We start from the raw sequence: 12,416 nt of genomic DNA, 5'->3' as shown, positions 1-12,416 counted from the left end.
AGAACAGTGGGTAGTATGGCCCCAACGGGCATCCGGAAAACCAACAGACCGCAGATACACGGAGAAGACAGTGGCCCCTGCAAGTTCCGAGGCAAGCAACCAGCGCAGCTCGCAGCGGCGACGAGTCGCCGTGCTGGGCGGCAACCGCATTCCGTTCGCCCGGTCCGACGGCGCATATGCCGAGGCCTCCAATCAGGACATGTTCACCGCCGCACTGGGTGGGCTGGTGGACCGCTTCGGGCTGGCCGGCGAGCGATTGGGTGTGGTGGTCGGCGGCGCCGTGCTCAAGCACAGCCGGGACTTCAACCTGACCCGCGAATGCGTGCTGGGCTCCGAGCTGTCGTCGTACACGCCCGCGTTCGACCTGCAACAGGCGTGCGGCACCGGCCTGCAGGCGGCGATCGCCGCGTCCGACGGCATCGCGTCCGGGCGCTACGAGGTGGCCGCGGCGGGCGGCGTCGACACCACCTCCGATCCGCCGATCGGGCTGGGTGACAACCTGCGCCGCACGCTGCTCAAGTTGCGCCGCTCCAAGTCCAACGTGCAGCGGCTGCGGCTGGTGGGCACGCTGCCGGCGACTTTGGGTATCGAGATCCCGGTCAACAGCGAGCCGCGTACGGGCCTGTCGATGGGGGAGCACCAGGCGATCACCGCCAAGCAGATGGGCATCAAGCGCGTCGACCAGGACGAGCTCGCCGCCGCCAGCCACCGCAACATGGCGGCCGCCTACGACCGGGGCTTCTTCGACGATCTGGTCACCCCGTTCCTCGGCCTCTACCGCGACGACAACCTGCGGCCGGATTCGTCGGCCGAGAAGCTGGCGAAGCTCAAGCCGGTGTTCGGTGTGAAGTCCGGCGACGCGACGATGACGGCGGGCAACTCGACGCCCCTGACCGACGGGGCGTCGGTGGCGCTGGTTTCCAGCGAGGAGTGGGCGGCCGCCCACTCGCTGACCCCGCTGGCCTTCCTGGTGGACTCCGAGACCGCAGCGGTCGACTACGTCAACGGCCGGGACGGCCTGCTGATGGCCCCCACCTACGCGGTGCCGCGGCTGCTGGCCCGCAACGGCCTGAGCCTGCAGGACTTCGACTTCTACGAGATCCACGAGGCCTTCGCCTCGGTGGTGCTGGCGCACCTGCAGGCGTGGGAGTCTGAGGACTACTGCAAGGAACGGCTGGGCCTGGACGCCGCGCTGGGTTCGATCGACCGGGCCAAGCTCAACGTCAACGGCTCGTCGTTGGCCGCCGGCCACCCCTTCGCCGCCACCGGTGGGCGGATCCTCGCCCAGGCGGCCAAGCAGCTCGCGCAGAAGAAGGCGGATCAGAAGGGCGGCGCGGGCAAGCCGCTGCGCGCCCTGATCTCCATCTGCGCCGCCGGCGGCCAGGGTGTGGCCGCGATTCTGGAGGCCTGAACCGCCCGTTTCATGACATCGGTCACAGCGGGTTAGTAATCCGGGCGTAGGGGTATCCGAGTGCGCGGATGACCCCGTGTTGTGGTCTGACCCCCCGACCCCGACGGCAATACGGGGCATCCCCAGTCCGTCGCCCGGGCGGCGGAAGAACGCGCCGGGCGTGCGAAAAGGGCCGCCGCTGGAGTGAGGGGATCCAGCGGCGGCCTTTTTGTTTCCGCGCGGTCCGCAAAAACCGCGGTAGATAAAAACCCCGCTCCCATTTCGGGAGCGGGGTTTTGCTCATCACCTCGGAAAGCGGCCTAGAAGGCGGCCTCGTCGAGCTCCATGATGTCGTTGTCCAGCGTCTCGATCACCTCGCGGGTGCCGGCCAGCAGCGGCAGGAAGTTCTTCGCGAAGAACGAAGCCACCGCGACCTTGCCCTCGTAGAACGAGCGCTCTTCGCCGCTGGCGCCGGCGTCCAGCGCCTGCACCGCCACCGCGGCCTGACGCTGCAGCAACCAGCCGATGACCAGGTCGCCGACGCTCATCAGGAAGCGCACCGATCCCAGGCCCACCTTGTAGAGGCTGGTCACGTCCTCCTGCGCCGCCATCAGGTAACCGGTCAGCGTGGCCGCCATCGCCTGGACGTCGGCCAGCGCCTTGGCCAGCAGCTCGCGCTCGGTCTTGAGCCGGCCGTTGCCCGACTCGCTGTCCACGAACTTCTGGATCTCCCCCGACACGTGGGCCAACGCCACACCCTTGTCGCGGATGATCTTGCGGAAGAAGAAGTCCTGCGCCTGGATGGCCGTGGTGCCCTCGTAGAGGGAGTCGATCTTGGCGTCCCGGATGTACTGCTCGATCGGGTAGTCCTGCAGGAAGCCGGACCCGCCGAAGGTCTGCAGGCTTTCGGTCAGCTTGGCGTAGGCCTGCTCGGAGCCGACACCCTTGACCACCGGCAACATCAGGTCGTTGACCTTGACGGCCAGTTCGGCGTCCACCCCGTGGACCGCCTCGGCAACCGCCGCGTCCTGGTATGTCGCGGTGTAGAGGTACAGCGCGCGCAGACCCTCGGCGTAGGCCTTCTGGGTCATCAGCGAACGGCGCACGTCGGGGTGATGCGTGATCGTCACCCGCGGCGCGGTCTTGTCGGTCATCTGCGTCATGTCGGCGCCCTGCACGCGGGACTTGGCGTACTCCAGCGCGTTCAGGTAGCCGGTCGACAGGGTCGCGATCGCCTTGGTGCCGACCATCATGCGGGCCTGCTCGATCACCTCGAACATCTGCGCGATGCCGTTGTGCACCTCGCCGACCAGCCACCCCTTGGCGGGCACGTCGTGCTGGCCGAAGGACAGCTCACACGTGGCGGACACCTTCAGGCCCATCTTGTGCTCGACGTTGGTGACGAAGACGCCGTTGCGCTCGCCCAGTTCGCCGGTCTCGAAGTCGAACAGGAACTTCGGCACGAAGAACAGCGACAGGCCCTTGGTGCCCGGACCCGCGCCCTCGGGGCGGGCCAGCACCAGGTGGAAGATGTTCTCGAACAGGTCACCGGAGTCCGCGGAGGTGATGAACCGCTTCACACCCTCGATGTGCCAGGAGCCGTCGTCCTGCTTGATCGCCTTGGTCCGGCCGGCGCCGACGTCGGAACCGGCGTCCGGCTCGGTCAGCACCATGGTGGAGCCCCAGCCGCGCTCGGCGCAGATCACGGCCCACTTCTTCTGCTCCTCGGTACCCAGGTGGTAGAGGATGTTGGCGAAGCCGGCACCGCCGCCGTACATCCACACGGCGGGGTTGGCGCCCAGCAGGTGCTCGTGCAGGGCCCATACCAGCGCGCGGGGCATCGGCATGCCGCCGAGGACCTCGTCGATGCCGACCTTGTCCCAGCCGGCCTCCGTGACGGCGCGGACTGACTTCTTGAACGACTCCGGCAGGGTCACCGAGTGGGTCTTCGGGTCGAAGACCGGCGGATTGCGGTCACCCTCCACGAACGACTCGGCGATGGGCCCCTCGGCCAGCCGGCTGATCTCTGACAACATCTCGCGGGCGGTGTCGACATCCAGATCGCTGTAGTCGCCCGAGCCCAAAGCCTGCTCAACGCCCAGGACCTCGAACAGGTTGAACACCTGGTCACGGACGTTGCTCTTGTAGTGGCTCACTACGGTTCCTCCTCGTTGAGAATGCCACTCGAGTGGTTGGGTACTAGGTCTAAGTTACCCACCAGTAACACCGCTAAAATATCGCTCCGGACCTGTTCGACGCAAGTCAATGTGAGCCAGATTTCATTGTCTAATTAACCAACCGGTTGGGTAGCCGATGGCACCGCCGCCACCTGCGGTGATGGTGGGACGACTGACAACTCCCGGGGAGCGTGGCCGTCCTGCCGGTGCCCGGTATGCGGGGCCGGGCCGACGCCGGCCGCCGAACTGCGCGCGGACCCCGATGTGCCTTCAGCGCACGGGTATTGGCCAGGTAGGGTCGGGGAACGAGAATCCAGTTCTCGGCTCAAGGGGCGAATCTCAAGGGGCGAATGAATTCCGGTGAACTCGAACAAGAATCTGACACCGTCCACACTTCGTGAGGCCTTCGGCCACTTCCCGTCGGGGGTGGTCGCCATCGCCGCGGAGGTCGGGGGAACGCGGCACGGCCTCGCGGCGAGCACCTTTGTCCCCGTCTCGCTGGAACCGCCGCTGGTGTCGTTCTGCGTCCAGAACACCTCGACGACCTGGCCCAGGCTCAAGGATCTGCCCATGCTGGGCATCAGCGTGCTCGGCGAGGCTCACGACGAGGCGGCGCGGACCCTGGCCGCCAAGACCGGGGACCGGTTCGCCGGCCTGGAGACGGTGTCCAGTGAAAGCGGGGCGGTGTTCATCAAGGGCACCGGCCTGTGGCTGGAAAGCTCGGTCGAACAGCTGATCCCGGCGGGGGATCACACCATCGTGGTGCTGCGGGTCAACGAGGTGACCATCGACGCCGAGGTGGCGCCGATCGTGTTTCACCGCAGCGGGTTCCGGCGCCTCGGAGCCTGAACGCGGCTACGGCCGCCGGCTGAGTTCCGCCCGGAAGCCCGCTATCCGCTGCTCGATCTCGGCGGCGTCGTCGGGGCGGCCCTCCTTGCGCGCAAGATCGGCGCGCGCGGACAACTCGCGTATCGCGGTGCGAATTTCGTTGATGCTGGTGGTTTCTCGCATATCTCCCACGCTGCCTTCCGGAGTTTGGGGGCAGACCGTCGGGCTCGCGCCCGACAGGGTCGATATGCGGGTACCCGGCGCGCCGGGCGGGCTAACGCCTCAGCGTCGGAACAGCTTGTTGCCCAGCCACACCACGGGGTCGTAGCGGCGACCGGCGACCCGCTCTTTCATCGGGATGATGGCGTTGTCGGTGATCTTGATGTTTTCCGGGCAGACCTCGGTGCAGCACTTGGTGATGTTGCAATATCCGAGTCCCGCCTCATCCTGCGCCAGATCCCGCCGGTCCGCGGTGTCGAGCGGGTGCATCTCCAGTTCGGCGAGTCGGATGAAGAAACGGGGTCCGGCGAACGCCTTCTTGTTCTCTTCGTGGTCGCGGATCACGTGGCAGACGTTCTGGCACAGGAAGCACTCGATGCACTTGCGGAACTCCTGCGACCGCTGCACATCCTCCTGCGCCATCCGGTACTCGCCCGGCTGTAGATCCTTGGGAGGCTTGAAGGACGGGATTTCGCGCGCCTTCTCGTAGTTGAAGGAGACGTCGGTGACCAGGTCCCGGATCACCGGGAAGGTCCGCAGCGGCGTGACCGTCACGACCTCGTCCTCGGCGAAGGTGGACATCCGGGTCATGCACAGCAACCGCGGCACCCCGTTGATCTCCGCCGAGCAGGAGCCGCACTTGCCGGCCTTGCAGTTCCACCGCACCGCCAGGTCGGGCGTCTGGGTCTGTTGCAGGCGATGGATGATGTCGAGCACCACCTCGCCCTCGTTGACCTCCACCGTGAAGTCCTGCAGCGCGCCGCTGGCATCGTCACCGCGCCACACACGCATGGTCGCGTTGTAGGTCATTAGCCTCTCCGTCCTGGATGCTCGGCCAGCTCGTCGTCGGTGTAGTACTTCTCCAGCTCGGAGATCTCGAAGAGCTCCAGCAGATCGGGCCGCATCGGAACCTGGTCCTTGCGGGTGACGCTGATGTCGGGAATCACCTCGTCGCCGCCGGCGGCCTGGCAGACCAGCAGCACCTTGCGCCAGCCGGAATCCATCGACGGGTGGTCGTCGCGAGTGTGGCCGCCGCGGCTCTCGGTGCGCTCCAGCGCGGCCTTGGCGACACACTCGCTGACCAGCAGCATGTTGCGCAGATCGATGGCCAGGTTCCAGCCGGGGTTGTACTCGCGGCCTCCGTCGACGTGCAGGTTCTTGAACCGCTCGCGCAGCGTGTCCAGGCGGGAGAGGGCCTCGGAGATCTCGTCGGCCTTGCGGATGATGCCGACCAGGTCGTTCATCGACTGCTGCAGCTCGAGCTGCAGCGTGTAGGGATTCTCCGCCGCGGCGCCGTTGGGCGGTGCCTCGAAGGGGGACAGCGCCCGCTTGGCGGCGGTCTCGACGGCCTCGGCCGAGATGGTCGGGCGGCTGCTCAGCGCCCGCACGTAGTCGGCCGCGCCCAGGCCGGCCCGCCGCCCGAAGACCAGCAGGTCCGACAGCGAGTTGCCGCCCAGGCGGTTGGAGCCGTGCATGCCGCCGGAGCACTCACCGGCCGCGAACAGGCCCGGCACGGTGGCCGCACCAGTGTCGGCGTCCACCTCGACACCGCCCATCACGTAGTGACAGGTGGGCCCGACTTCCATCGGCTCCTTGGTGATGTCGACTCCGGCCAGCTCCTTGAACTGGTGATACATCGACGGCAGGCGTCGCTTGATCTCCTCGGGCGTCAGCCGGGACGCGATGTCGAGGAACACGCCGCCGTGCGGGCTGCCCCGGCCGGCCTTGACCTCAGAGTTGATCGCGCGCGCGACCTCATCGCGGGGCAGCAGGTCGGGGGTCCGGCGGGCCGAGTCGTTGTCCTTGAGCCACTGGTCGGCCTCTTGCTCGGACTCGGCGTACTGGCCTTTGAACACCGGCGGGATGTAGTCGAACATGAACCGCTTGGAGTCGGAGTTCTTCAGCACACCGCCGTCGCCGCGGACGCCCTCGGTGACCAGGATGCCCTTGACGCTGGGTGGCCAGACCATGCCGGTCGGGTGGAACTGGACGAACTCCATGTTGATCAGCGACGCACCGGCCCGCAGGGCCAGGGCATGCCCGTCGCCGGTGTACTCCCAGGAGTTCGAGGTGACCTTGAACGACTTGCCGATGCCGCCGGTGGCCAGGACGACCGCGGGCGCCTCGAACATGATGAATCGGCCCGTCTGGCGCCAGTAGCCGAAGGCCCCGGCGATCGCGTCACCGTCCTTGAGCAGTTCGGTGATGGTGCACTCGGCGAACACCTTGATGCGCGCCTCGTAGTCGCCGAGTTCGGCGTAGTCCTCCTGCTGCAGCGAGACGATCTTCTGCTGCATGGTGCGGATCAGTTCCAGGCCGGTGCGGTCACCGACGTGCGCGAGCCGCGGGTAGGTGTGGCCGCCGAAGTTGCGCTGGCTGATCTTGCCGTCCTTGAGGCGATCGAACAGCGCGCCATACGTTTCCAGCTCCCAGACGCGGTCCGGTGCCTCCTTGGCGTGCAGCTCGGCCATCCGCCAGTTGTTGAGGAACTTCCCACCGCGCATCGTGTCGCCGAAGTGGGTCTTCCAGTTGTCTTTCGGGTTGGTGTTGCCCATCGACGCCGCGCAGCCGCCCTCGGCCATCACCGTGTGGGCCTTGCCGAACAGCGACTTGCACACCACCGCGACCTTGAGGCCGCGTTCGCGCGCCTCGATGACCGCTCTCAGCCCCGCGCCGCCGGCGCCGATGACGACTACGTCGTAGGCATGCCGCTCGACCTCAACCATGAAAACCCTCGCTCGCTAAGTTCCGATTGTTCCTCGAAAGGCTTTTCAGCCAACAAATCTCAGGTCAGGGATGGCGCCGCCGGCCACCAGCGCGATGTAGAAGTCGGTGAGCATCAGGGTGCCCAGCGTGATCCAGGCATACATCTTGTGTCGGGTGTTGATCTTGCTGACCTGGGTCCAGATCCAGTACCGCACAGGGTGCTTGGAGAAGTGCTTGAGCCGCCCGCCGGTCACGTGCCGGCACGAGTGGCAGGACAGCGTGTAGACCCACAGCATGATGACGTTGCCCACCATGATCAGGTTGCCCAGGCCGAAGCCGAAGCCGTGCGGGCCGGAGTCGGAGTGGAAACCGATGATCGCGTCGTAGGTGTTGATCACCGAGATGATGCCGGCGATGTAGAAGAAGTACCGGTGGCTGTTCTGCACGATCAGCGGGAACCGGGTCTCACCGGTGTAGTGGACGCGCGGCTCGGCCACGGCGCAGGAGACGGGCGACTGCCAGACCGTGCGGTAGTAGGCGCCACGGTAGTAGTAGCAGGTCAGCCGGAACAGCAAGAGGAACGGCAGCGTCAGCGCCGCGTACGGCAGCCACCACACGTCCGGCAGGATCTGCGGCCAGAAGTCGCCGGCCTCACCGCAGGCCTTGCTCACGCAGGGCGAGTAGAACGGCGTCAGGTAGTGGTACTTCGGGACGAAGAAGTAATTCTGCTGGAACGCGCGCGCCGTCGCGTAGATGAGGAACGCGGCGAAGCCGAGGTCGATCCTCAGCGGCGACACCCACCACCGGTCGGTACGTAGGGTCCGTTGCGGGATGCGGGCGCGTGTGGGTGAAAAGACACCGGACGCAGGACGGTTCGCCGTGGGTGCGCTCATCTAGTGTTCCTCTTCGAACGGGCTGTTGGTCGAAGGGTACACAGAGAGCACCCCCTCACTTCCGGGGGGCTTGGGTTGTCAGTACCTGCTGTGACCCCCGACACCCTCGTCGTCGACATCGCGCCAGAATTCGGTGTCGTACGGGGTGTCGGAGATGACGATCTTCTCTGCGGAATGCTGCACCGTGGCGCGCGTCAGGTCCAGTTCGGACACGTCCGTGTCGAGCAATTCGACGTCGGACAGGATGCGGTCGGCGTCGATGACGATGCGCCGCATCGCCGGGGTGTCCCCGTAGCGATTCCTCAACGAACCCACGCACCGCCGCAGGCCGCCGATGAGGTCGTGAAGTTCGGCGAGTTCAGTCGTGCCAGTAGGAAGTGTCAACGGAAATCTCCTAGGCGGGTGGTGTTGCGGATCACAGTACGCTTGCGATCCTATCCACGGCACAGCCCGGCGTCAGCCGACTCGCTTTCTTACTTCCTGATGGCCGCCGAGCGCGCGCATCGTTGACCGGCTCGGGTGACCGGAGAAAACCGCGGCGCGGCAAGCGGTTCCGGCGGGGTGCGGGCCCCGCCGGAACCGTTGTCCACCTGTTACTTGCTGATCGCGATCCGCTGCGCCTGGCTTCCGGCGTACGCGCCGGCGACCCGCACCGTCAGCACCCCGGCGTCGTACGAGGCCGTGATGGCGTCCCCGGTGACGTGGGCCGGCAGCTGGAACGAGCGGCGGAAGGAGCCGTACCGGACCTCGCGCAGGGTGCGCCCGACACCTTCCCCTTCGTCGTGGGCGTACTGATCGCGGCGTTCGCCATGGATCACGAGCCGGCCGCGGTCGACCTCGACGTTGACATCCTGCTCGGCGTCAACGCCCGGGAGCTCGACGCGTACGATCGCGTCGTCACCGTCCTTGACGATCTCCGCAGCCGGATTGAAACCGCTGGTAGCGGGCTTGTACCAGTCCGCCGAGGCGGCGGGGCCGAAGAAGTCGCGCAACCACCGGTCGGTGTCCCAGGCCGGTCGCGACCACAATGCGAGGTTACTCATCGGGATCTCCTTGCACTTCCTTGAGCTTTGTTGTGGATTTGCTGTGTCCGGCGCCGTTGCGGCCGGCTACAAGGAGAAACATGAGTCGACCACGCTTAAGTTCCACCTAGGCGTTCGCCTTTGGCGAACGAATATTCACAACGCTCCCTGTGAGTTGTGAGATCCTCGTCATAGGACCGTCACATTGGGCGAAACCGCGGTAATTTCTGACCGCTAACCTCAAAGCCATGGCTGCAGACGGGATTTCGCGCGCGCACTGTGCGGGCCGTCACACCGTCGTAGTCGGGCACGGCATGGTGGGGCACCGTCTGGTCGAGGCGCTCCGGGCGCGCGACACCGAGGGGTCGTGGCGCATCACGGTTTTCGCCGAGGAGGCGGACGCGGCTTACGACCGCGTCGGGCTGACCTCGTACACCGAGAGCTGGGACCGCAAGCTGCTGGCACTGCCGGGCAACGACTACGCGGGTGACGAACGGGTTCGGCTGGTGCTGAACGCCCGGGTGACCGAGATCGACCGGGAAGCGAAGTCCGTGGTGACGGCCGACGGGCAGCGGTGCGGCTACGACACATTGGTGTTGGCCACCGGTTCCTACGCGTTCGTGCCCCCGGTGCCGGGCCACGACCTGCCCGCGTGCCACGTCTACCGCACGCTCGACGATCTCGACGCCATCCGCGCCGACGCCCAGCGCACGGTGGAAGCCGGCCGCACCCCGGCGGGTGTGGTCATCGGCGGTGGTCTGCTGGGCCTGGAAGCCGCCAATGCACTGCGCCAGTTCGGCTTACAGACGCACGTCGTCGAGATGATGCCACGACTGATGGCCCAGCAGATCGACGAGGGCGGCGGCGCGCTGCTGGCCAAGATGGTCGGTGACCTGGGCATCGCGGTGCACGTGGGCACGGGCACGGAGTCGATCGAAGCGATCGACCACCCGGACGGGGTGTCGTCGGTGCGGGTGCGCCTGACCGACGGCGAGGTCATCGACGCCGGGCTGGTCATCTTCGCGGCCGGCATCCGGCCGCGCGACGAGCTGGCCCGGACCGCGGGCCTCGACCTTGCCGAGCGCGGCGGTGTGCTCACCGATTTGGCTTGCCGCACAAGCGATCCGGACATCTACGCGGTCGGCGAGGTGGCCGCGATCCAGGGCCGGTGCTACGGCCTGGTGGGGCCCGGTTACACCTCCGCCGAGGTGGTGGCCGACCGCCTGCTGGACGGCGCCGCGGAGTTCGGCGAAGCGGACCTGTCCACCAAGCTCAAGCTGCTCGGCGTCGACGTCGCCAGCTTCGGCGATGCGATGGGGGTGACCGAGAACTGCCTCGAGGTCGCCATCAACGACGCGGTCAAGCGAACCTACGCCAAGCTGGTGCTGTCCGACGACGCGAAGACCCTGCTGGGCGGAGTCCTGGTGGGCGACGCCTCGGCGTACGGGGTGCTGCGGCCCATGGTCGGCAGCGAGCTGCCGGGCGACCCGCTCGCGCTGATCGCTCCGGTCTCCGGCGACGCTCCGGCGTTGGGAATCGGTGCGCTGCCCGATTCCGCCCAGATCTGCTCCTGCAACAACGTCACCAAGGGCGACCTGAAGTGTGCGATCGCCGACGGCTGCGCCGACGTGCCCTCGCTCAAGTCGTGCACGTCGGCCGGCACGTCGTGCGGCTCGTGTGTGCCCCTGCTCAAGCAGCTGCTGGAAGCCGAGGGCGTGGAACAGTCCAAGGCGCTGTGCGAGCACTTCAGCCAGTCCCGGGCGGAGCTCTTCGAGATCATCTCGGCCACCGAGATCCGGACCTTCTCCGGCCTCTTGGAGCGCTTCGGTCGCGGAAAGGGTTGCGACATCTGCAAACCCGTGGTCGCCTCGATCCTGGCCTCCACCGGCTCGGACCACATCCTCGAAGGCGAGCAGGCCTCGCTGCAGGATTCCAACGACCACTTCCTGGCGAACATCCAGAAGAACGGCAGCTACTCGGTGGTGCCGCGGGTGCCCGGCGGTGACATCAAACCCGAGCATCTGATCCTGATCGGCCAGATCGCACAGGACTTCGGGCTCTACACCAAGATCACCGGCGGCCAGCGTATCGACATGTTCGGCGCGCGGGTCGACCAGCTGCCGGAGATCTGGCGGCGGCTGGTCGAGGGCGGCATGGAATCGGGCCACGCCTACGGCAAGGCGCTGCGCACCGTGAAGAGCTGTGTCGGCACCGACTGGTGCCGCTACGGGCAGCAGGATTCGGTGCAGCTGGCCATCGATCTGGAGTTGCGGTACCGGGGTCTGCGGGCGCCGCACAAGATCAAGATGGGCGTCTCGGGTTGTGCGCGCGAGTGCGCCGAAGCCCGCTCCAAGGACGTCGGCGTCATCGCGACCGAAAAAGGCTGGAACCTCTACGTCGGCGGGAATGGCGGCATGACGCCCAAGCACGCCCAGCTGTTGGCCAGCGACCTGGACACCGAGACGCTGGTCCGCTACGTCGACCGGTTCATCATGTACTACATCCGGACCGCCGACCGGCTGCAGCGCACGGCGCCCTGGGTCGATTCGCTCGACGGCGGCCTCGATCACGTGCGCGAGGTCGTGTGCGAGGACTCGCTGGGCCTGGCCGGGGAATTCGAGGCCGCAATGGAGCGGCACGTGCAGAACTACAAGTGTGAATGGAAGGGCGTGCTCGACGACCCCGACAAGCTGTCGCGGTTCGTCTCGTTCGTCAACGCCCCGGACGAAGTCGATTCGACGGTGGAATTCACCGAGCATGCCGGGCGCAAAATCCCGGTGTCCATTGGGATGCCGAAGATCCGTACGGGAGCTGGAGAGGAATCATGACGCTTCTCAACGACATTGCGGTATGGACGACGGCCTGCGAGTACGACCGTCTCATCCCGGGCCGGGGAGTCGGTGTGCTGCTCGACGACGGCTCCCAGGCGGCGTTGTTCCGGCTCGACGACGGCTCGGTGCACGCGGTCGGCAACGTCGACCCGTTCTCCGGCGCGGCCGTGCTCTCGCGCGGCATCGTGGGCGACCGCGGGGGCCGGGTCACCGTTCAATCGCCGATCCTCAAGCAGGCCTTCTCGCTGGAAGACGGCGAATGCCTGGACGATCCGAACTTCTCGGTGCCGGTGTATCCGGCGCGCATCACCGCCGACGGCTTCGTCCAGGTCGGCCGGATCGCCGCCTAG

11 protein-coding genes are annotated in these 12,416 nt (G+C 66.8%); 4 read left to right on the top strand and 7 right to left on the bottom strand.

All coding sequences use genetic code 11. The annotated features are described in order from the left end of the window. Nucleotides 1-70: 70 nt before the first annotated feature. Nucleotides 71-1,411, top strand: coding sequence for an acetyl-CoA C-acetyltransferase (locus AWC03_RS20680; RefSeq protein WP_085242583.1), 1,341 nt, complete (start codon nucleotides 71-73; stop codon nucleotides 1,409-1,411). A gap of 299 nt (nucleotides 1,412-1,710) precedes the next feature. Here AWC03_RS20680 and AWC03_RS20675 read toward each other — a convergent pair whose 3' ends face one another. Further along, the gene (locus AWC03_RS20675) at nucleotides 1,711-3,546 is read right to left on the bottom strand and encodes an acyl-CoA dehydrogenase (RefSeq protein WP_085242582.1); all 1,836 of its coding nucleotides are present in this window, start codon (nucleotides 3,544-3,546) and stop codon (nucleotides 1,711-1,713) included. Between the two features lie 381 nt (nucleotides 3,547-3,927). On the opposite strand from AWC03_RS20675, the gene AWC03_RS20670 reads away from it, so the two are divergent. Next, entirely contained in the window at nucleotides 3,928-4,416 is a 489-nt protein-coding gene (locus tag AWC03_RS20670) for a flavin reductase family protein (RefSeq protein ID WP_085242581.1), read from the top strand. A gap of 6 nt (nucleotides 4,417-4,422) precedes the next feature. Here AWC03_RS20670 and AWC03_RS27520 read toward each other — a convergent pair whose 3' ends face one another. The 6 genes from AWC03_RS27520 to AWC03_RS20645 all read right to left on the bottom strand — a co-directional run bounded on the left by AWC03_RS27520 (nucleotide 4,423) and on the right by AWC03_RS20645 (nucleotide 9,256). Further along, nucleotides 4,423-4,578 carry a hypothetical protein gene (locus AWC03_RS27520; RefSeq protein WP_169716541.1) on the bottom strand — a complete coding sequence of 52 codons (156 nt, stop codon included), beginning with the start codon at nucleotides 4,576-4,578 and terminating at the stop codon, nucleotides 4,423-4,425. A gap of 99 nt (nucleotides 4,579-4,677) precedes the next feature. Next, nucleotides 4,678-5,424, bottom strand: a complete 747-nt coding sequence (locus tag AWC03_RS20665; RefSeq protein WP_085242580.1) for a succinate dehydrogenase/fumarate reductase iron-sulfur subunit — start codon at nucleotides 5,422-5,424, stop codon at nucleotides 4,678-4,680. Beyond that, on the bottom strand, nucleotides 5,424-7,340 hold the full coding sequence (locus AWC03_RS20660) for a fumarate reductase/succinate dehydrogenase flavoprotein subunit (RefSeq protein ID WP_085242579.1): 1,917 nt from the start codon (nucleotides 7,338-7,340) through the stop codon (nucleotides 5,424-5,426). The genes AWC03_RS20665 and AWC03_RS20660 overlap by 1 nt, the downstream gene beginning before the upstream one ends. Before the next feature lie 45 nt (nucleotides 7,341-7,385). Beyond that, a complete protein-coding gene (locus AWC03_RS20655) occupies nucleotides 7,386-8,213 on the bottom strand; it encodes a hypothetical protein (protein ID WP_085242578.1) in 828 nt (275 codons plus the stop codon). 78 nt (nucleotides 8,214-8,291) lie between these two features. Next, nucleotides 8,292-8,597: a hypothetical protein gene (locus AWC03_RS20650; protein WP_085242577.1), complete on the bottom strand. Its 306-nt coding sequence runs from the start codon at nucleotides 8,595-8,597 to the stop codon at nucleotides 8,292-8,294. 209 nt (nucleotides 8,598-8,806) lie between these two features. Beyond that, nucleotides 8,807-9,256, bottom strand: a complete 450-nt coding sequence (locus AWC03_RS20645; protein WP_085242576.1) for an Hsp20/alpha crystallin family protein — start codon at nucleotides 9,254-9,256, stop codon at nucleotides 8,807-8,809. A 227-nt stretch (nucleotides 9,257-9,483) separates the two neighbouring features. Between AWC03_RS20645 and nirB the strand changes: the two genes are divergently transcribed. Together nirB and nirD are read left to right on the top strand one after the other, a co-directional pair. Continuing rightward, entirely contained in the window at nucleotides 9,484-12,063 is a 2,580-nt protein-coding gene (gene nirB / locus AWC03_RS20640; protein ID WP_085242575.1) for a nitrite reductase large subunit NirB, read from the top strand. Then, nucleotides 12,060-12,416, top strand: coding sequence for a nitrite reductase small subunit NirD (gene nirD / locus AWC03_RS20635; protein WP_085242574.1), 357 nt, complete (start codon nucleotides 12,060-12,062; stop codon nucleotides 12,414-12,416). Before nirB ends, nirD begins: the two co-directional genes overlap by 4 nt.

Origin of the sequence: Mycobacterium europaeum (assembly GCF_002102155.1) — a bacterium.
In the GTDB taxonomy this organism is placed as follows: Bacteria; Actinomycetota; Actinomycetes; order Mycobacteriales; family Mycobacteriaceae; genus Mycobacterium; species Mycobacterium europaeum.
The sequence above is the reverse complement of the archived record's forward strand: the minus strand, read 5'-3'. Positions and strand labels throughout refer to the sequence as shown.

Bases quoted from the DNA above. Each gene is read 5' to 3' on its own strand.
- AWC03_RS27520 (WP_169716541.1), bottom strand. From the start codon at position 4,578: ATGCGAGAAACCACCAGCATCAACGAAATTCGCACCGCGATACGCGAG.
- AWC03_RS20665 (WP_085242580.1), bottom strand. From the start codon at position 5,424: ATGACCTACAACGCGACCATGCGTGTGTGGCGCGGTGACGATGCCAGC.
- AWC03_RS20660 (WP_085242579.1), bottom strand. From the start codon at position 7,340: ATGGTTGAGGTCGAGCGGCATGCCTACGACGTAGTCGTCATCGGCGCC.
- AWC03_RS20655 (WP_085242578.1), bottom strand. From the start codon at position 8,213: ATGAGCGCACCCACGGCGAACCGTCCTGCGTCCGGTGTCTTTTCACCC.
- AWC03_RS20645 (WP_085242576.1), bottom strand. From the start codon at position 9,256: ATGAGTAACCTCGCATTGTGGTCGCGACCGGCCTGGGACACCGACCGG.
- nirB (WP_085242575.1), top strand. From the start codon at position 9,484: ATGGCTGCAGACGGGATTTCGCGCGCGCACTGTGCGGGCCGTCACACC.
- nirD (WP_085242574.1), top strand. From the start codon at position 12,060: ATGACGCTTCTCAACGACATTGCGGTATGGACGACGGCCTGCGAGTAC.